Source organism: Chloroflexus sp. (assembly GCF_034435895.1).
Taxonomy (GTDB): Bacteria; Chloroflexota; Chloroflexia; order Chloroflexales; family Chloroflexaceae; genus Chloroflexus.
On the sequence record NZ_DAOTWH010000249.1, the window covers coordinates 1 to 19388 of the forward strand.

Sequence of the window (19388 nt, forward strand, 5' to 3'; positions counted from 1 at the left end):
GACGGGATTCGAACCCGCGACCTACACCTTGGCAAGGTGTCGCTCTACCAACTGAGCCACTCCCGCATTGCACATTCGCTATTATACACAAGTTGGCCGATTTGTCGAGTCGCTATTGTAGCAATCCAAACACAGCAATGACTGCCACGCTCCTCATTCTCGACTTCTCCGGCACCCTCAGCCTTGGCGCGGTGCGCTTCGGTGAGACCCACCGCTTAGCAACGGCGCTCAGCGATGCGGGGTTGCGGGCATTAGGTATCACCGTTGATCGCTATTGGAATGAGTTGGTTGGGCCAACATGGGTTGAAGGCAGCACGAGCCGCGTTGGGTTGGCGGCGTTGCTGGCACGCCAGTTGCGCGCGCAGGGCACATCGGCAAGGATCGCAGCCCGATGCGCGCAGCGGTTTACGCAGATGTACATAGCGGCTTCCGTGATCGACCCGGCGTGGCAGCCGCTGTTTGCGGCGCTCAGCGCTGATAGCCGGATCACAACGCTCATCGCCACCGATCACTACGCCGAGGCAACGGCGCACATTGCAAAAGCATTAGCAGCGCAAGGATGGGCGGCGCGCGCCTTGCGGCTGCGCAACCAACAGGTCGTGCCACAACCGCTGGGCAGACTCACCGGCGACGCGACGGCATTCATCGCCAATTCCGCCGATCTCGGCGTTATCAAAGCCGATCCCCTGTTTTGGCAGCGGGTGCGCGCTGGCTTGCGCGCCAACGTGGCCCGGATCATCGTGGTCGATGACTTTGGCGCGAGCGAGAATGCCGCCGACTTTTACGCCGATCCAAGCCGTGTCGAACGCCGTCGCCAACAGACGATCGCTGCCATCGAGCAAACGTTTGCAGCGCCAGTGACGGTCGTGCAATTTGTGATCGGCCACGATATTGGCGCAACCGTCCACCACATATTGCAGCAGATTAACCCGTAGCGCCGCACGGCGGTGCGGCTCCTAATCCATACGGTGATCGGGATCCATGCGTAGCGCTGCACCACCGTGCAGCGCCATAATGAATGGAGGGACGCATGAATATGCGTCCCTCCAGCACAGGAAACCCTTACTGGCTTAGAAATCCATCCCGCCACCCGCGCCGGCGCCAGCGCCAGCCACCGGCTTATCTTCGGGGATGTCGGTGATCAGAGCTTCGGTGGTCAGGATCATGCCCGCGATCGAGACCGCGTTCTGCACGGCGCTGCGGGTAACCTTCACCGGGTCAATGATGCCCTGCTCGATCATGCTGCCGTACTGGCCGGTCAGCACGTTGTAGCCGATGTTCTTATCGCCCTTCTCCTCCTGCATACGGCGGACGTTGGCGATGATCACCGAGCCGTCCTCACCGGCGTTGCGGGCAAGGATGCGCAGCGGCTCTTCGAGGGCGCGGCGCAGGATTTGCAAACCGACCTTCTCGTCCTCGTGGGCAACCTGCACGTTGTCAAGCGCCGGGATAGCGTTGAGCAACGCGACGCCGCCACCGGGCACGATGCCCTCTTCGACCGCCGCGCGGGTCGCGCTCAGCGCGTCCTCAACGCGGTGCTTCTTCTCCTTCAGCTCCGGCTCGGTCGCAGCGCCAACCTTGATCACAGCCACGCCACCGGCCAGCTTGGCCAGCCGCTCTTGCAGCTTCTCGCGATCGAAGTCGCTGGTCGTGGTGGCAATCTGGGCGCGGATCTGCTCGATGCGGGCGCGGATGGCCGCCTCGTCGCCACGGCCCTCGATGATGGTGGTGTCATCCTTGGTGGCGATCACCTTGCGGGCGCGGCCCAGATCCTCGATCGTCGCGCTGTCGAGCTTGCGACCGATCTCCTCGCTGATCACGGTGCCACCGGTGAGGATAGCAATGTCTTGCAACATGGCCTTGCGGCGATCACCGAAGCCGGGCGCCTTGACCGCCAGCGCGTTGATGGTGCCGCGCAGCTTGTTGACCACCAGCGTCGCCAGCGCCTCGCCGTCAACATCCTCGGCGATGATGACGAAGTTCTTCGTCACCTGCAACACTTTCTCAAGGACGGGGAGGATCTCTTGGATGCTGCTGATCTTCTTGTCGGTGATCAGGATGTAGGGATCGTCAAGCTCAGCCTCTTGCCGCTCGACGTTGGTCACCATGTAACCCGAAATGTAGCCGCGGTCGAACTGCATGCCCTCGGTGTATTCCTTCTCGAAGGCAACGCCCTTTGACTCTTCGACGGTGATGACGCCGTCTTTGCCGACCTTCTCCATCACCTCGGCAATCAGCTCGCCGATCTCGCTGTCAGCCGCCGAGTTGGTCGCGACATGGGCAATGTCGGCGCGGTCGCGCACCGGTACGGCGCTAGCCTTGATCGCCGCCACCAGCGCCTCGGCGCCGCGGTCGAGACCACGCTTGAGCAGCATTGCGTTGGCGCCAGCCGCCACCACCTTCAGACCCTCGGTGACGATCGCCTGCGCCAGCACGGTCGCGGTGGTGGTGCCGTCACCGGCGACATCGTTGGTCTTGGTCGCCGCCTCTTTGAGGAGCTGGGCGCCCATGTTCTCGAAGGGATCCTTCAGCTCGATCTCCTTGGCGACGGTCACACCGTCGTGAGTCACGGTCGGCGAACCAAACTTCTTGTCGATCGCAACGTTGCGGCCACGCGGGCCAAGGGTCGTCTTGACCGCATCGGCAACCAGATCAACGCCACGCTTGAGGGCGCGGCGCGCTTCTTCGTTGAAATAAAGCTGCTTTGGCATAGGATCTATAATCCTCCACTGAGAATAGCGCCATTAGCGCGAGGTTGCTACTCTTGCACGATACCCAGAATGTCCTTCTCCGACAGGATCAGGTACTCGACATCGTCGAGCTTGAACTCAGTGCCACTATACTTGGCGAAGATTACCCGGTCGCCAGCCTTGACGCTCATTGGGATCAGCTTGCCGCTATCGTCCCGGCGGCCCTCGCCAACCGCCAACACCGTGCCCTCCATGGGGCGCTCCTTGCTGGCCGTATCGGGCAGGAAAATGCCGGTCTTGGTCTTCTCTTCACGCTCAACCGGCTTGACCACCACGCGGTCGCCAAGAGGTCGGATGCGGAAATCCGCCATAGCTGCTATCCTCCGTTTGATATGCAATCCAATGGGTTGCGTAGGTTTCATTGATTAGCACTGTCACATCGAGAGTGCTAATCCGTTGTTAATAGTACACAAGATCGGGCCGTTTGTCAAGTCATGTTTAGCACTCAACGCAAGGGAGTGCTAGCAGGGCGAGGTAATGCCGCGCCCTTGGCTCGAACGCTGCCCTAGCATGGAGTGCGGCAGTGATACTGCCGCATCCGATACCCCGCCGCATCAGCACGGAGTACGGCAGTATTCCTGCCGCATGCCATAGCCAAGTTCTGCTATGATAGATACATCCGGCACTCAAACCCACATCCTGTTGGAGGTAACCGATGGCCGATCTGTTTGGGTTGCACTGGGAGGGGCCGCCGTTTGTGTTCTTTAGCCCGCCGCACTGGATCGCGCTGGCATGCGTGGCAGCCGCCTGCGGTTGGGTGCTCGGCCCGGCCCGCTCATTGTCAGCAGCGGCCAAACGGTACTGGCGCTACGCGCTGGCGGCGATACTGGCGATCAACGAGCTTGCCTATAACCTCTGGTTCTGGGTGCATGGCCTCTGGTCGATCCAATACATGCTGCCGCTGCATCTCTGCACACTGTTTACGTGGCTTAGCGTGATTATGCTGCTCACCCACAGCTACCGCATCTTCGAGTTTGCCTACTTTATGGGGATCGGCGGCGCATTGCAAGCCCTGTTAACGCCGGATATCGGCGTGTACGGCTTTCCGCACTTCCGTGCCTTCCAGAGCTTTATTTCCCACGGCGGGCTGGTGCTGGCCGCGCTGACGATGATCGCGCTGGAAGGATACCGCCCCACGTGGCGTTCGGTGGGGCGGGTGATTATCGGGGCCAATCTGTTGATGGCGGGGGTCGGCGTTGTCAACTGGCTGCTCGATAGCAACTATCTTTTTTTGGCCCGCAAGCCCTACACGCCAAGTCTGCTCGATGTGTTAGGGCCGTGGCCAATCTACATTGTTTGGATGGAAGTGATCGGGATCGTTACCATCCTTCTGCTCTACCTGCCGTTTGCGGTCGCTGATCTCCGTCAGAGATCGCCGATGACGGCGAGCAGAGTGCGCCGGTAGTCAGGGCCGGCCAGTCGTTCCCAGCACTCCGGCATTTCGGTGCGCAATGCATTCCACTCGGCTTCACGCGCAGCCAGATAGGCCGCCACCGCTTCCGGCGCGCGTTCAGTGTGCGGCGCCAGCAAGCCGCGGGCGACGTTAATGTCATTCAACGCACCCAGATGGTCTTGGAAGTCGATCAGCGGGTTTAAGAGATCACTCAGCCGCTCGCCAACGATGTCACTGACCAATTCGAGCGCATAACGCAGCCGCTTGCCGGCGATGCGCATCGCATGCAGCGAGGCATCGTCTTCTGGCAGACCATTGCGGTCATACGAGCGCAGGGCTTCGTAGTGGGCATAAAGCATGCTGCCGGCATGATCCTTCACCCGTGGCCGGTTGTCCCATTCAGCGGCAAAACAGGCAAGGCGGGCCAGCGCGCGCAGATCGCGCTCGTACTGCTTGCTGCCGAGATAGCCAACCAGCGTCGTGTGGGCCTGCATACGCTCGGCGCGGATCGCATTCATCACTGGTGCGAGGCCGGGCAGATCACGGTGGGCCATATCATTCAGCAACACATCGCGATCGCGGGTGGCGCCGGCTTCACGGGCTATTGTGCGCACCGCAACCGTCGCCTTGCGCGCTGCTTTAGCCGGCGCCACTGGTGCGAGCAGACTCAACGCAGCGCGAATGCGGCGGGTGGCGACGCGCAAATCATGCACCGCTTCGATCGTTTCGTCAGCCTCAACCGCACGCGCCGTCTGTTGCAACCGCCGCACCTGCCGGCGCAGCACCACCCGGCCTAGTTCGGCGAACGGCACCTCGCCAGAGGCGTACCAGTACGGCAGACGTTCGGTTGGCTCATCTTCGCCGGCCACTTCCTCAACCACGGTGCCTTCGCTCTGCACCACTACTTCGGGGCGCGGGCCGATCATTCGTTCCCACAGATCGGCCTTGGCCAAGGCCCGCTCGCTATCTACTGCTGCGTGCGGGCCGGTTGCAATCAGGCTCAGCCGGCCCTTGCTAGCTGCCACCTGCACCTGCGTCGTCTGGCTCTGGCTGTAATCGAAGCCATCGGCCACCCGCACGATCGCCGCCAACTGTAAGGCTAATTTGCGGTTGCGTTTGTCGAGACACAGCACCGCCGGCTCTAACTGCGCGCGCGGTTTGCGACGGTGGAGAGCGACAATCGCGGCGAGGATCGCTTGATCGGTCTCATCCCCCAAGTCATGGCGCAGAATAATATCGCGCCCCACCAGATGGTGCTCTGGCGGGTCAGTCGTCAAACCGACGTTGTGCAGCAAGGCGCCGGCTTCAACCAATTGGCGGGAGGCAGCCGGCAACTTGCGCGACCGCGCGACCGCATCGAAGAACGTCAGCGCGTGATCGGCCACTTGGCGGGCATGCGCCCGATCGACCAGATACATCGCTAGTAACTGCTCAACATAGCCGGCAAGATTGGTGAGAGTTGCCATCTTACCCTCGCGTATTCAATGGCGGAAAGGATGCGTATTGCCCAGCGGCGCGTTGCTCAGCGATAGCGCTGGCCAGTCTTTCCGCCGTGGCGTGATGACACTACCGCTGCAACAGCGCCATTCCCCGCTCAAGCTTGCTCTGCCGTTCAGGGGTGATCTTCATCAGGGCGCGCAAGGTGTTGGCTAGTTCGGTGAGATCGTAGATCGATCCAGCCGGCAACACTTCCAATTCAAGCTCACAGATCGGCGCCTGTTTCTTGCCGGCATAGATGGTGCCGCGATCAAGACACAGTTCGACCCGATCTTGGCCATCGCGAACGGCGTGGATAATCCGGCGGCTGGTTTCAATCTTCAAGAGCGGTCGCACCGGCGCCCCCAACAAAAGGGCTTGGGCTAGATCGCGGGCCGGGCCAGCCGGCCAGCGCGCCGGATCGGGATCGTCACCGGGAAACTCAAACTCGGCCCGATGGTGAACGCCGTTTTCATCAACCCGGGCCGGCCCCTTGAGCGTGATGATCGAGCGGTTGCCGATTTGGCGCACGCGCAAACCATAGCGCGCCAGCGCCAGCCGGCCATCAACGCTATCGTAATAGATATTGCGCTGTTGTTCGCCAGCCAGCGTACGCAAGGTGTACGGGCCAAGCGCGCTCAGCGCCGCCAACCGATCGAGGTCGGCGGCGCTGATTTTGTATTTGGCTTCAATTTCCATAGTTAGCTCCTCAAAACCTGCCGCAGCAATGCATGGCTGCCTCTCTATTGTAGCCGTTTTAGGGAGCGCCTGTGAAGGGGCAGATGGCGAACGTTAGGCCAACGTGCGGCAACCGTCGCCAGCTAAGGTGGTGTTCGCTCTGATATCATTCACCGCCGCCGCCACTATCACTGCCGCCGCCGCCTAAATCGCCCCAACCGCTATCGGACGAAGATGAAGCAGTGGCAGCGCCCCAACTCCATATCGCAACTGTGCGCCGGTCGGCATCCGCATTATCGTAATCGTTGCTATGCAATGATGCGCTGCTTGACTGGCGGCTAGGCGTTGGCCGCACGAGACGCTGCATCCATCGTTGCGCTGCCGCCGCCGCTTCCGCTGCGATCGCGCGCTTCCGTAATCGCCGCCGGCGCAGAATCATCGGTAAGGGTTGTCTCAAACAAGAGTGCGCGCAAGCGTTGGAATAAGCCGCTGGTGTCAAACTCGCTCGATCGCGCTGCTGCGTCGGCCAGCGCCCAATCGAGCCGCCACATTGGCTGGGTCGCGGCTTGCAGCGCCTGCCGGAATGTCTGCAAATGAGCCGCATCAACTGCTGTCACTGGGGATGCAGACGCCTGCCCGCTCCATTGATAGCCGGTAAAGGCCGGCAGCGGCGCGCTCAGTGACCGTTCAAAGTCTTTGAGTTGCTGTTCGAGCCGGTTCAGTTCTTCTGCCGGCGTATATGCCGAATTCCAAACGCCAGTATGGCCGCGGCGGAGGCGTAGCAAGGCGAGGCGTACATCTTGAAACAGCAGTTTTTGAGTGGAGTCGGGTTGCACAGTACCTGCATTGGCGCATACCCGCTCGACAGCGGCTATGAACCGTTGGGCTAGTTGGTCAAGCGCAGCGTCTTGGGTACGTGGGGCCGCCGTTGCTTGCGGGAAGGCGGAATGACCGGGAGGATCGCTAGGCCGTGGTTTGGATCGCATCTTGATGCGCCATAACACGATAGAAAAGAGGATCGAGGCCAATATCGGGCCGAACGGAAAGATGATCCACTGCACCCAACGCACATTAATCAACGGCTGTGGGTTTACAGAGGCTTCTACCGCCGCCAACGCCGAGCTAATGTCTTGGCTCAGATTCGGTGATGACAACGGCGTACTGAGGTGATCGCGCAAAATCTGCTGATACCGGCCATCGAGCTGCTTGCGCCACTGCTCGCCGTAACGCAATGCGCTGTAGTTAGCGGCAATCGCCACATAAATCGCGATCAGCTCAACCCGCGCCTTGCCATCATCGCGCACATTGAATAAAATCGGCATCATTGCCGCGCGCTTTCACATACACCGCAACAAGCGCGCCGCGCTCGATCAACGGCGCGGCGGCTTGCTCGATCAAAGCGGGTTGGCGGATTTGGTCGAGCGGATCATTGATGACGGCCTTGAGCGAAAGCGGTTGAAGTGAGGAACAACGCGATCACGAGCGCAAGGAGTGAAAGGTAACGCATTGTGATGACCATCCCTGCTAGGATTGGATGCAAAAACCTCCTATCGTTACTATATACTTTGCGCAAACCAAATCGTTGCCAACCGGCAGGGATACAGCGCGCTGCGTCCCTACTGTATCCCCACCTCAATCCGGTATACGAATGATTATCGGCAAATACCGCACTGCCGGCCCAGTGACGACTTGCACCCCTTGCACGCCATACCGCAACGGCGTTGCGTCAAGGTACACCCCATAGTTAGTGATCCGCAGCACATCACCAAGCTCGCCGGCAGCGAAATAGAGCGTTGCAGACACTTCACCATTCGCCGGCAGTTCGCTCACGGCCCATTTCACTTGATGATCGTCCGTTTGCACGCCGTCATTGTCGATCGACACCGGATTGATGCCTGTCGGTAAATCAACCACCAGCTCTAGATTGGTAAGATTGGTAAGACCCGCATTCGTCCCTCGGCCAAAATTGTAGACGGCAAATGTCACCGGATAGATCGAACCGACTTCCGCCTCCGGCGGGTAGAACGCGGTCACATACAAGCGCGGCTCATCGATCACGGTCACGACAGGGTCGCGGCCACCGCTTGCCACCGATCCATCATCACTGTCAGCCACTACCTGATAATCGCCAGAAATGACACTCGTCTCTGCCTGAACCTGATACGACAGTCGCAACACATCTTCCGGCTCCAGTTCATTAAACGACCACTCGATCGTATGCGTGTTGCTATCATAGACTCCGTCATCGCTGATGCTACCATCTACCAAGGTCGCATTCGCCGGCAGTGCCACCGTCACTACCACATTAGTCAGCAGCAACGCACCACTATTCGCCACCAGCACGCTGTACTCGAAGGGCCCATTCGGCACAGCGGTCGAGATGCTCAACGGCAATCCGTTCTCCTGCGGCAACGGGAATTGCCAGATATCAACATGGGCGGAGCCGTTGATCTGCGCCTCGATCCAATCGGCAAAGAAGGCAGTGCGGGCATAGACGCCGGGGTAGTGCGGATAGCCGCAGCCGGTGCCGAAGCTGACAATGCCGGCATGCAGGAAGCCGCCAGAACCGTCGGAGACCATCAACGGCCCGCCGCTATCGCCTTGGCACGTATCAACGCCGCCTGCCGGAAGAATGCCGGCGCAGAGATGAACCGAGCTGAGCGCACCGTCATAACGTTCGTTACAGGTTGCCAGATCAACGATTGGCAAACTAGCCTTGTGCGCCACATCGGGGAAATCAAAACCGGTTTGCGGCAGGGTATTGCCCCAGCCAGCAATGTGGGCCGTCTGCCCCGGCGCAAAGCGAGCTGCATCCGCCGGCCTTGCGATCCGGATCGGCGTGATGTTGTCGACATCTCCGTCCAATTTGAGCAGCGCCACGTCATTGTAGAGCACTGTATCAAACACATAGAACGGGTGGACAATAATCTTTTCTACATCATAGCGCTGGCCGTTGGTCGCTTGCGAAAGATCTTGTTGGCCAACCAATACTTGAATGGCCGCCGGATCGACCACATACCCTTCCCTATCGCTCACACAATGCGCTGCCGTCAGCACCCACTTGGTCGTGGTAAATGCGCCGCCGTCATCAATCAGCGCGCCGCCGCAGAACGCCTCCGCTGTATCGGTAATCTCGGCAATCAGCAGCGCCACCAACCACGGATAGTCACCCGGATCAACTGGACTGCCGCCGACAACAGTCAACTGTGGCGGCGTACCCTCCCGTGAAGCTACACTTGCCGGCAACCAGCCAATAAGAAAGATGAGAGCAAGTAGTGCAATACGCTGTCGCATACGTGAGTAACCCCCCTCATTTCTTTCACTGGTAATGTTTGCAGCCATAATAGTACTAGATAAAGATACTCTGTGTCAAGAGGGCACAATCACGAACACGCTGCATGCTATAAGGTAAAAAAGTGGTATACTTGAGGATGCGCAGCGATTACCAGATGAAGGAGGCCACGTCCGCATGAGCGCTGATTTTGAACGGCTGATCGGTAGAGCCGTCCTCGACCCTGCTTTCCGGCGGCGGCTACTCGCCGATCCAGATGCTGCAGCTAAAGAGGCTGGATTGCAGCCCGATTCGGCAGAGATGGATCGCCTACGCAAAGCGCTCGCTGATCCGGCGCAACGTAAGCAGCTTGAGCAGATTGATCAGCAGGCGACTTCACTTCGTGGATGGGATTAGCGGTTGATGGTACAGGATCGACAAGGAAAAAAAGCCGAAGCATCTGTAACAGATATGAAACCTCGCGAAGTCCAATCGGTTACCGAACGCCTGAGGCAAATGAATGTTCAGAGCGAACGATTGCGCCTTCGTACAATGTTGCGGATGCTCAACGGCCTGATTGTGGTTCTTACCATTGCGGCTTTGCTGATCATGCTTATCCCACCCCTCTCCCATCCGTTATATTATGTTATTGTGGTAATCTCGCTTGCAATTAATGGATTGATTGATTGGTTTATTCGCCGAGACCGTGAGCGAAGCGGAGCAATACTGCTTGTTGCGTGGACAAATCTTGGTATTTTGTTGATAATTGTAGGGAATATGTTAGAAGGCGATCTTCTTCGCATGACCATATTCGCTGCCATAATACCATTATTTGTTATTTTTGCCGGATTATTGCTTGGTTGGCGTTTAGCAGGGATCGTTGTAATTAGCAACTTGATCGCTATTTTTGCTGCATATATTGTTTTGTTTGCCACAAATCCTACTCAAGAGCACATTTTTGAAGATGCTACTGGGCTTTTCACTCCCATTTTACCATTCTCGTCTGGGCTGCTATCTCTTTTTACCAATGGCAAATTTCCACGTCGCATCACCAGCTCGATCAAGCCCGGATGCAATTGATGCAAGACCAGATCATTCGCCACGAATTAGAACTTGCCCGCAATATTCAGCAGCGTCTGTATCCGTCGCCGCCTCCCAAACTAGGCAATATCCAGATTGTCGCTCGTTCGGAACCGGCCCGTGAAACGAGCGGCGATTTCTACGATTTTGTGCCACTGCCCGATGGGCGCTTAGCGATTGTGGTGGCTGATGTCACCGGTAAAAGCATTCCAGCCGCGCTCATGATGGTCATGGCTCGTTCGCTTTTGCGTTCGCATATCACTATCTACCAGTCGCCGGCAACTATCTTGCGCGCTACGAATGAGATGCTCTGCCGCGATGGCTTGCAAGCCCAATTTGTGACCGCGTTTCTCGGCATCCTCGATCCAGCAACCGAAACGCTCGTCTTCACCACCGCTGGCCATCCCTTCCCCTATCTCCGGCGCGATGATCAGATTCACGAGGTTGGCTGCCCAAGTTTGCCACTCGGCGCTAAAACCGGTCTTGAGTATCAAGAAATAACGCTCACCCTCCAACCGGGAGATCAGATATTTTTGTTGACCGATGGCTTCTTCGAGGCCCGTAACGCTCAGCGCGAGCTGTTTGGGTTTGACCGGCTGATGACTCTGATCCACCAAACAGACCCTACTGATCCCTACCGAGCGCTCGACCAAATTTGGACTGCCATCACGGAGTTTCGCGGCGCGTTAGAGCAAAGCGATGATATGACGGCAGTGATCATTCATACGCTGGCCGAACCACATGCTGTCGCTGTCAATAACCGAACACATACGCTGGCAGACTGCTCAAACCAAGCTGGCGCGCCTGATCATCAGGCTACCATCCTCCCTGCAACAACCAGCGCGTCAAGCGCTTGACAGCGAATTACACCGGCTGTTGACACTCTGGCCGTATTGGTTGGCTTCCCGCTGGCCGCTGCATCCTTCCGTCCTCAACCGTATGGCACTGGCCCTCCTGTGCGGCAGTTGGGCCGCAACTCTGCGCGATAGATGCCTCGATAGCGAAATCCCGACCCTAGCCGGGCGATTGGTGCGCGCGTTGGGGCAGCGATCGTGGCAGATGTTTGGTCATCTTGGCATCAGCCATCGCTTACTGCACACCTTGGAACGCCGGATGGTTGCCGCCTACCGGCGCGAACTGGCGGCGCGGGCCGTCAATGGCCGCTGGCGCCCCTGCCAATTGCAGTCGTTGACCGCACAATGGGTATGCGATCGCGCTGCCGGCTGGCACCTCGTTCAGCTCGCGCCGCTCACGTTGGCCGGCTTGTCACCAACTGATCCAGCTTGGCGAGCGCTGACCGGTGCGCTCAACCGGTTGATTCTGGCTCGCCAATTGCGTGATGACGCACTTGATCTGGCTGTCGATCTGAACGCCGGACGGGCTGGGTGGTTGATCCATCTAATTGCCGCGGCAATTTGGCGCAATGATGGCACCCTTAGCCCGCTTGATCGACAGCGCATCGCCGGACAATGGTTGCTTGACGGCGGCCTCCACCAACGGGTTGCCAAGTTGCACACGTTGCTTTGCGCTGAAGCGGTGCAGGCACTGACCCCCTATATCGGCGATCTGCCGCGATTGTGTGACGTGATTGCCGCCGAACAACAGGCCGGGCAAACCGTGTTCGCCACTATCCCTTCATTCGATTTCAGCGTAACGGGCGCGCCACTGCGCGATTCGCTCGGCGCTGTCGATGCAGGCGTCGAGCGCAGCGCTAGCCTCAGCCAGCGCCTGCGCGTCCCCGATTAGCACCAACCGGCAGAGCGGCGTGGGCTGTTGTACAAACCGCAAAGCGCTTAAGCGCAGCCGTCCCGCTACCAGATGCACTTCATCGGCCCATGGCAAGTCGGTGCAGTAGATGATCCCTTTGGCGCGAAAGATGCCCTTTGCCGCCAGATCGCGCAAGGTTTGCTCAAGCGTTGATCGGCGCAACGGCAGATCGGCTTGCCAGTTCAGCGCGTGAAATTCGGCATGCTGGTGGGATAATTCGGACGGCAAGCGGCCATCGCTGCGCGGGCTAAAGATCAGATCAGGCGCGACCTCGCCGTAGATGGCTGGTACAAGCGGCGCGCGCTGGTTGATCTCGCGCACGCGCGCGATGACGTGCTGTATGGTTTGCCCATCAACCAGATCACCGTGGGTCAGCACGATCAGGTCGGCGAGCCGGATTTGGCGCGCGGTTAACGGCGTCGCGGCCAGCGCCTGCTCGTAATCGGCAGTTGACACCAGCGTCACCAGTGCATCGAGCGAAATATCCACCGCGCGGAGCTGGCGCACAATCGCTCCCGGCTCAGCCAAGCCACTCGTCTCAATCGCGATGGCGTCGAGCGGGCCGCTATTCGCGAGCGTTTCGATCGCCACGATCACATCGCTGCCAGCCACGCAACACACACACCCGCCGCTCAGCTCGATCAACTGGCCGGCGCCGCTCTGTTCCAGCAATGCGCCGTCAATCCCGATCGCGCCAAACTCGTTGACAATCACGCCGATCCGGCGATCGGCGCGGGCTAGCAACCGGCGCAACAGCGTCGTCTTGCCGCTGCCGAGAAAGCCGCTAATGAGCGTGATCGGCGGCAGCGCCGGATCATTCCGGGTCAGCATAGCCGGTCAATTCCACATAACCGCGCCCGCCCATCGTGCCGCTCACCGTCACCGCTCCTTCCCAATAGACCACCGTCACCGGCAATTCTTGATCGCGCATCGCCGGTGTGATAGTAAGGTCTAACCCATAGCGCGGCACGCGCAATCGCCAGCCGGATGGGTAGACGGCGCCGCTGCGCGAGCTGCGCCACGTATCGGTTACGGTCAGCTCGACATCGCCGGGGCCGAGGATGATCACGGTATCGTCGGGCAAGAGCAGGCTGCCGCCGACAAACGGCGACGGGCGGCCATCGGCTTCGCGCAGTTGGTAGTACATCAGATCGTGCCCGCTCTCGAGCTGCAACGCAAACCAATCCCATCCTGTCAGCCCCTCTTCGAGCGCGCTGGTGCCCCACTCGCGATCCATCCACGTCAAGCCACGCACGGGGTAGGTCGTTTCACCGATGCGGATCGTTCCCTCACTAACCATACGGGTGAGCGAGTAGTACGCCGAAGCGTTGCCAACCTGCGAACCCTTCTGGCTGACGCCGGCATTGCCTTGCAACACGGGCGGGCGACTGTTGGTGGCGATCAGATCGAGAGCCACATCATCCTGAGCGGCGCGCAGATGCATGGTCATGCCCTCTGGGCCGCTGCCTGCCACCGACCAATCGTTCAGAAAGACGCGGAACGGATCGCCACTGGCGCCAGCCAACCCGGCAGCAGCGCGGCTAAACCGCTCGAAGGCGTAAAACTGGCCGCCATCGATGTCGCTGAGAGCAAAATGGGCCATGTACACGTCGCTCGTGGCCCACGCCGATTCACGGGCCGGCGGATTGGGGCTGAGTGCGCGGCGGAAGAAGGTCAACTGAAAACCAAAGCGCCGGCCATTCTCAGTGGTGAGATTGCCGGTGTAGTACCACCATTCGGTTTGGAAGGTCGGGTGCGGGCCGTGGTCAGCGGGAAACACAAACGGTCGCGGCATCGTGACGCGCTCAAACCCTTCGCTATTATCCGCATTGACCGCCTCAATCGCACCGATGCTCGCCCGCACGGTTGGCTGAGCCGGGGTGGCGCAGGCAGCTAGCCCGAACACGATGACCATGATGAGCAAAAATGAACGAAAAAAGCGCATAACTTTTGACGAGTTGCGACGGTTTCATGTATAGAGGTCCTATAGGTAGTGTACCACGGATTAATTGGCGGAAACGGGCGGAATTGGTAGGAAAGGGAACATGGATCTTGCTAGCGTCTGTCATGGCGAGGGAGCGGCAGCCCTCCCGTCAGGGCGAAGGCGCACACTCCTCCCGTCAGGGCGAGGGAGCGGCAGCCCTCCCGTCAGGGCGAAGGCGCACACCCCTCCTGTCAGGGCGAGGGAGCGGCAGCCCCGAAGCAATCTCCCGCTTCGGCGCAGACCAATGGCGTGCAGGCATCTCGTCTGCTGCCGCAGGAGATTGCTTCGCCTCGCTTCGCTCGGCGCGCAATGACAGGGGGAAGGCGGCGCGCAATGATAGGTAGAAAGAGGATCACTATGCTCGAACCTGATGATGACGCGCGGGTACTGGTAGTGATTGTGCCGCGACCCCGCGACCTCGAACTGGTCCGCAGCGCGGGGTGGTACCGGCTGCCGCTGAACCACGCGCCACCCCGCCTTGCCGCCGGCTATCTCGCCTTCTACCAGCCGGGATCGTTCGGCGCCGAACGGTGGCGGGTACAGCGTTACGCTGCCGTGCTGCGCTATCAGATTATGCAGCGCCGTGATCTCTTGCCCGACGAACCCAATCATCCCCGCGCTGGCGAACGCTACTACCGGATCGATCTTGGGCCATTGTGTGAGCTGGAGCGATCGGTGCCGGCAGCGCGCTTGCGCCGGATCACTTTTATCGCAACCACCTTTGGCCGGTTGCGGCGGGCGATTGATGTGACCGATCTGTTTATGCCGCCGCCTCCGCCTGACGTATGGGGCGGGGGGTTGGCGGGCAAGGCCATCAGGTGAGGCGCAGAGGGAGCAAAGACGCAAAGTTTGGAACACGCAAAGGCGCGAAGCGCGCAAAGGATCGCAAAGGTTTGATGAACACAAAGGCACGCAGCGGTATCAAGTGAGCGTGACAAAGCGTCTTGTACCATTTCCCTCAAAACCCTTTGCACCCTTCGCGTTCTTTGCGCCTTTGCGTTAAGAGTCTCTGCGCCTTGTTTTACTCGTTCACCACCCGCCAGCGCAGCGTCTGGCCGGCGGCGAAGGGCACAACATCGCCGTAGCGGGCCGGTACCTGCCACGACTCTTGCACGAGCCGCACCGTGCGTGCCGGCGGGGTCAAGCCGTGGATACGGCAAGCATTGCCGCTGACAAACGCCGGCAAGCGATCAAGCGCATCATGGCGCTCAAACAGCTCAACCAGCAGCGGCAACAGCACCGGCGCCGAAAAGACCCCGGCAGCGCAGAAAGCGGCTTCTTTACGGTCAATCGGGTGCGGGGCCGAGTCACTGCCGAACATTAACTTGGGATGGGCGGCCAAGGCCGCCGCCAGCAGCGCATCGCGATCCGCCGGACGCTTCGCAATCGGCTTGCAAAAGAGGTGTGGTTGCAACAACCCGCCGGCCACATCATCGAGCGTGATCATCAGATGGTGCAGCGTCACCGTCGCAAACAGATTGGGGTAGCGATCAAACAGATCAAGCGCCGCCGCGGTCGTGATATGCTCCATCACAATCCGCAGGCGCGGGAACGCGCGCGCCCACCGCTCGTAGACGGGCAAAAACTCGGCTTCGCGATCAAGCACAAAGCCGTGGCTCTCGCCATGCACCAGCAACGGAATGTCCAGTTCTTCCAACAGCGCCAGCGTCGGCTCAATCGCGGCCAGATCGCTCACTCCGCCAGCGCTGTTGGTGGTCACGCCTTCGGGGTAGAGCTTAATCGCAAATATCTGATCGCGCAGCGCCTGCAACGTGGCCGCATCATACGGGCGGAAGAAGAGCGTCATCAGCGGCAGAAACGGGTAGGGCTCGGTCGCGGCCAGAATCTCGGCTCGATAGCGGGCCAACCGCTCGGCGTGATCAACCGGCGGGATTAGGTTCGGCATAATCACTGCGCCGGCGAATTGGGCAGCGGAAAAAGGCGCAACAAGGCGTAACATTGCGCCTTCGCGCAGATGCAAATGCATATCAAGCGGGGCGAAGAGGGTCACAGTCATAAACGTTTTCCGGGTTGGCGCGGCAGACGCATCCGCGCCGCTACAAAGCGATCATGAGGCAGGTTAATCGCGGCAGTAATCCGGCTAATCTCGGCGCTCTCAGCGCCGGACAGTTCGCCTTCAGCGATTGCCACTGCAAACAGCGCATCGAGAAACCGTTCGCGCTGTTCAACCGTGGTCGATTCAGCAAACTCTTTGGCGAGACGGAAGAAATCGAGGCTGGCCGCACTCTCGGCCAAAGCCACCTCGGCCACGAGTGTGGCACGAGCATGATCGAGATGCCACCACTCTTCCAGAATCGCCACAATCTTATCATGCTCAGCCAGCGTCACCTCTTCATCGACGCGGGCAACTCGCGCGAGCAGGCCGCCAGCCAAAGCCAGCACGTACACTTCACGCTGATCGACACCTAATTGATCAATATGTACGCCGAGGCGCATGTGCAACGCATAGTAAATCCGGTTGCGCAAAAACTCTGGCAACAGATCTTCGCGATTAGGGCCACGGGTGCGAATGCCAAGCGCCAAGCGGAAGGCGCGACCGAGTTGGTGGAGCAGGCTATGGTTAGCATGATCGAGCGCGGCATGAATCTCTTGGGCAACTGCGCGCTCGGCGGGTGTCAGCACCCGATCAGCGGCGAGCAAGCGATCGATGGCATTGATCGCAATCTGGCGCTCGGCGGGTGTCGCAATCAGATCACGCAGATCGGCGATCAAGCGCGCTCGTTCGGCAGCCTCCACCGGCGAATGGAGATAAATCTCCAGCTCAGCCCACTCTTCGGCTGTCAAGGCGAGATTGCCGCTGGTTTGGCCTAACTCGGCCAATAACCGCTTCAAATCGTTAATCTCATCCAGCGTCAACTCGCCATCGGCCCACGCTGCCGCGATAATCACCTTCGCCAACGCCATTGCTAGGGGATGTTTAGCCATTGTCGTCTCACGCAATCACAAGCTGCGCCACCTACATCTTGCGCCATCAACCCGGCTACGCCGTCTTCAGATTGCAGTATAAAACCACTGTACAGTGTAACGCCTGTATTGTACAATAACTAAGGTAAAGATTATCTACCGGTAAAGAGGCCGGGGAAGGCAACGCCGCTGACCCAAAAGGGTCAAGCGGCGTGTGGTTTTAAAGGAGGAAGATCATGCACGCCAACCTCACCTGCCCCCGCTGTGGCCAGCCACTCACCTCTGAGGGAACGTACCTCCGGTGCGCGGCACACGGCCGCTTCTTCCGCTACGGCCCCCGCCGGTTGCTGGCAGCGCCGCAACCGGAAGTGCATGACGACTATCTCATGCCGTGGCAAACGCTAGCGGAAGCAGCGCCGGAACGGTTGGAATTACCAGCCGCCGCCGCCGCCGCGCCTGCCAAATGATCCACCGCCGCCGCGCCTGCCAAATGATCCACCGCCACCGCCGCGGCTACTCCAGCCACTGCTGCTCGACGAGGAGCTGCGCCGCGATGAGCTGCTCCAACTCCGGCTGTGCCCCCAACCGCCGGCAGCCCGCCCGATCGTTGAAGCGACACTATCGGTGGCAGTCCGCGATGGCAACGGCGGTTGCAACGTCATGAGCAGTTCATCCGCTGCGGTGATAATGGCCTTTGCCTCGGCCAACGCTGCATTTAGAGCCTGTTCCCCGTTGATTGGCAACCGGATTTGATTAAACCGCTGCTGTAACGCGGTATATTTGCCGCTTACCGAAGCCGGCCAACCCAAGAGCGACGCCGTGCGCAGCCGTTCGATCCGATCCAAGCGGTCACGGGCCTGCTGCAACGCTTGATTGAGTTGGGCGCGCAACGCCTCCAGCCGTTGCACATCGGCATACGCGGCTTGATAGGCGGCCATCGCCATTTGCAAGATGACTTGATAGCGTTCAATCGCCTCGGTCAGCGCTTGCCGGCGGGAGGCATCCTCCCGTTCCTCGGCTTGGCGCAACAGAGCAAACGCCTGCTGCACCTGCTGCCGCACCTGCTCGATCTGCTGGATCGTGGCCGGAGCTAGATCGGCGTCATGCACCGAGGCGTAATGCACTAACTTCTGCACTTCGGCGGTTGTCAACTGCTGCGCTTGCTGGGAACGTTCGCTCAAGCGGGCAGTCTGTTCGGCTTCATCACGCGCGCCGGCCAACGCCTGATCAGCCAGCTGGTCGGCCTCTTGCGCATCTTGCACCAGCCGCAGCCAATCGGGGTTAGGGTTGGCGGCTTCGGCCTGCGCTGCTTGCAAAAGAGCTGCGGCACGCGCTAGCAACGCATCAGCCTGCGGGCTAACATCGGCATCGTGAGCGGCTACAAACGAACGGCCTGCGTTGATCGACCGCTCAGCCTCAACCAAGAGATCGCGGGCAATGGCGCGGGCATGCTCCAGTGCGCGCAAGCGGTCGGTAATTGCGCCAATCAGCCGCTCGACGTGATCAAGCTCTTGCTCGGCGGCATCGAGATACGAGCGCGCAGCCAAAAACGCTTGCGCTTCCATAGTATTTGCAGCTTTCGCCGCTTCCCAATGCTCAAACGCCCGCTCAGCCGCCGCCTCGGCCTCGCTGCCGTTACCGCGAATATCCGCCCACGTACTCTCAGCAAACTCATCAACCAGATCGAAGGCCCCGCGCCCTTGGGCAATCAGATCGGCGATCTGCGGGCCGCGCTCAGCCAGCGCCGCGATCCGCCGCTCGTTCTCGGCCCGGATCGCCGGCAAATCAAACCCTTCTTGGCGGGCGCGCTCCAACGCCGCTTCCGCTTCCGCAATCGCCGTCGCAGCGGCGTTCACATTGCCCTGTTGCAACGCGGCGGCTAAGCGGTCAAGTGCGGCGCGGGCCGCATCCAGCGCGGCATGGCAGGCATCCATGCGGTAACCATCGGCTGCCAACGTCTCGGCGGTACGGCGACCCTGCGCAATCGCCGCGCGTGCCTTGGCGTACCGATCCAGAATATCGATCAACGTCTGCCCCATCACCGCCGCCGCGCGCGCCGCCGCG

20 protein-coding genes, 1 tRNA gene and 1 pseudogene are annotated in these 19388 nt (G+C 60.0%); 9 read left to right on the top strand and 13 right to left on the bottom strand.

Annotation, left to right across the window (positions count from 1 at the left end; genetic code table 11):
- Nucleotides 1–58, bottom strand: a tRNA-Gly gene (locus U9R81_RS14310).
- Between the two features lie 79 nt (nt 59–137).
- Here U9R81_RS14310 and U9R81_RS14315 point away from each other — a divergent pair.
- Complete coding sequence (locus tag U9R81_RS14315; RefSeq protein WP_322496108.1) at nt 138–935, top strand: hypothetical protein; 798 nt, start codon at nt 138–140, stop codon at nt 933–935.
- A 135-nt stretch (nt 936–1070) separates the two neighbouring features.
- Here U9R81_RS14315 and groL read toward each other — a convergent pair whose 3' ends face one another.
- The gene (gene groL / locus U9R81_RS14320) at nt 1071–2711 is read right to left on the bottom strand and encodes a chaperonin GroEL (protein ID WP_322496109.1); all 1641 of its coding nucleotides are present in this window, start codon (nt 2709–2711) and stop codon (nt 1071–1073) included.
- Between the two features lie 47 nt (nt 2712–2758).
- Nucleotides 2759–3061, bottom strand: a complete 303-nt coding sequence (groES, locus tag U9R81_RS14325) for a co-chaperone GroES (RefSeq protein WP_066783058.1) — start codon at nt 3059–3061, stop codon at nt 2759–2761.
- Between the two features lie 344 nt (nt 3062–3405).
- Here groES and U9R81_RS14330 point away from each other — a divergent pair, with 344 nt between their 5' ends.
- Nucleotides 3406–4155 (top strand): TIGR02206 family membrane protein, encoded by a 750-nt coding sequence (locus U9R81_RS14330; protein ID WP_322496110.1) that lies wholly within the window; start codon nt 3406–3408, stop codon nt 4153–4155.
- Here the strand turns inward: U9R81_RS14330 and U9R81_RS14335 are convergent.
- The 4 genes from U9R81_RS14335 to U9R81_RS14350 all read right to left on the bottom strand — a co-directional run bounded on the left by U9R81_RS14335 (nt 4116) and on the right by U9R81_RS14350 (nt 7622).
- Nucleotides 4116–5609 (bottom strand): CHAD domain-containing protein, encoded by a 1494-nt coding sequence (locus tag U9R81_RS14335; protein ID WP_322496111.1) that lies wholly within the window; start codon nt 5607–5609, stop codon nt 4116–4118. The two genes, U9R81_RS14330 and U9R81_RS14335, sit on opposite strands and share 40 nt — an antisense overlap.
- Nucleotides 5610–5709: 100 nt before the next feature.
- Nucleotides 5710–6318 carry an inorganic triphosphatase gene (locus U9R81_RS14340; RefSeq protein WP_322496112.1) on the bottom strand — a complete coding sequence of 203 codons (609 nt, stop codon included), beginning with the start codon at nt 6316–6318 and terminating at the stop codon, nt 5710–5712.
- Between the two features lie 145 nt (nt 6319–6463).
- Nucleotides 6464–6613, bottom strand: coding sequence for a hypothetical protein (locus U9R81_RS14345; RefSeq protein ID WP_322496113.1), 150 nt, complete (start codon nt 6611–6613; stop codon nt 6464–6466).
- Between the two features lie 22 nt (nt 6614–6635).
- A complete protein-coding gene (locus tag U9R81_RS14350) occupies nt 6636–7622 on the bottom strand; it encodes a hypothetical protein (protein ID WP_322496114.1) in 987 nt (328 codons plus the stop codon).
- On the opposite strand from U9R81_RS14350, the gene U9R81_RS14355 reads away from it, so the two are divergent.
- Entirely contained in the window at nt 7603–7761 is a 159-nt protein-coding gene (locus U9R81_RS14355; protein ID WP_322496115.1) for a hypothetical protein, read from the top strand. The genes U9R81_RS14350 and U9R81_RS14355 overlap by 20 nt on opposite strands.
- Nucleotides 7762–7929: 168 nt before the next feature.
- On the opposite strand, the gene U9R81_RS14360 is transcribed toward U9R81_RS14355, so the two are convergent.
- Nucleotides 7930–9591 (bottom strand): trypsin-like serine protease, encoded by a 1662-nt coding sequence (locus U9R81_RS14360; protein ID WP_322496116.1) that lies wholly within the window; start codon nt 9589–9591, stop codon nt 7930–7932.
- A 175-nt stretch (nt 9592–9766) separates the two neighbouring features.
- Between U9R81_RS14360 and U9R81_RS14365 the strand changes: the two genes are divergently transcribed.
- From U9R81_RS14365 to U9R81_RS14380, 4 genes are all read left to right on the top strand, one after another.
- Nucleotides 9767–9985, top strand: a complete 219-nt coding sequence (locus U9R81_RS14365; protein WP_322496117.1) for a Franean1_4349 family RiPP — start codon at nt 9767–9769, stop codon at nt 9983–9985.
- A 6-nt stretch (nt 9986–9991) separates the two neighbouring features.
- Nucleotides 9992–10648 (top strand): hypothetical protein, encoded by a 657-nt coding sequence (locus U9R81_RS14370; protein WP_322496118.1) that lies wholly within the window; start codon nt 9992–9994, stop codon nt 10646–10648.
- Nucleotides 10648–11505 (top strand): PP2C family protein-serine/threonine phosphatase, encoded by an 858-nt coding sequence (locus U9R81_RS14375; protein WP_322496119.1) that lies wholly within the window; start codon nt 10648–10650, stop codon nt 11503–11505. The genes U9R81_RS14370 and U9R81_RS14375 overlap by 1 nt, the downstream gene beginning before the upstream one ends.
- A gap of 82 nt (nt 11506–11587) precedes the next feature.
- Nucleotides 11588–12394, top strand: a complete 807-nt coding sequence (locus tag U9R81_RS14380) for a hypothetical protein (protein WP_322496120.1) — start codon at nt 11588–11590, stop codon at nt 12392–12394.
- Here the strand turns inward: U9R81_RS14380 and U9R81_RS14385 are convergent.
- Nucleotides 12284–13246 carry a CobW family GTP-binding protein gene (locus tag U9R81_RS14385; RefSeq protein WP_322496121.1) on the bottom strand — a complete coding sequence of 321 codons (963 nt, stop codon included), beginning with the start codon at nt 13244–13246 and terminating at the stop codon, nt 12284–12286. The two genes, U9R81_RS14380 and U9R81_RS14385, sit on opposite strands and share 111 nt — an antisense overlap.
- The gene (locus U9R81_RS14390) at nt 13230–14360 is read right to left on the bottom strand and encodes a lipocalin-like domain-containing protein (RefSeq protein WP_322496122.1); all 1131 of its coding nucleotides are present in this window, start codon (nt 14358–14360) and stop codon (nt 13230–13232) included. Before U9R81_RS14390 ends, U9R81_RS14385 begins: the two co-directional genes overlap by 17 nt.
- A gap of 396 nt (nt 14361–14756) precedes the next feature.
- Here U9R81_RS14390 and U9R81_RS14395 point away from each other — a divergent pair, with 396 nt between their 5' ends.
- Complete coding sequence (locus U9R81_RS14395; RefSeq protein WP_322496123.1) at nt 14757–15221, top strand: hypothetical protein; 465 nt, start codon at nt 14757–14759, stop codon at nt 15219–15221.
- 199 nt (nt 15222–15420) lie between these two features.
- On the opposite strand, the gene pyrC is transcribed toward U9R81_RS14395, so the two are convergent.
- Entirely contained in the window at nt 15421–16416 is a 996-nt protein-coding gene (pyrC, locus tag U9R81_RS14400) for a dihydroorotase (protein WP_322496124.1), read from the bottom strand.
- Nucleotides 16413–17345 carry a TerB family tellurite resistance protein gene (locus U9R81_RS14405; protein ID WP_322496125.1) on the bottom strand — a complete coding sequence of 311 codons (933 nt, stop codon included), beginning with the start codon at nt 17343–17345 and terminating at the stop codon, nt 16413–16415. Before U9R81_RS14405 ends, pyrC begins: the two co-directional genes overlap by 4 nt.
- 215 nt (nt 17346–17560) lie before the next feature.
- Between U9R81_RS14405 and U9R81_RS14410 the strand changes: the two genes are divergently transcribed.
- A complete protein-coding gene (locus tag U9R81_RS14410; RefSeq protein WP_322496126.1) occupies nt 17561–17791 on the top strand; it encodes a hypothetical protein in 231 nt (76 codons plus the stop codon).
- Here U9R81_RS14410 and U9R81_RS14415 read toward each other — a convergent pair.
- Nucleotides 17756–19388, bottom strand: a pseudogene (locus U9R81_RS14415) (TPM domain-containing protein); the annotation flags it as partial. The gene U9R81_RS14410 and the pseudogene U9R81_RS14415 sit on opposite strands and share 36 nt — an antisense overlap.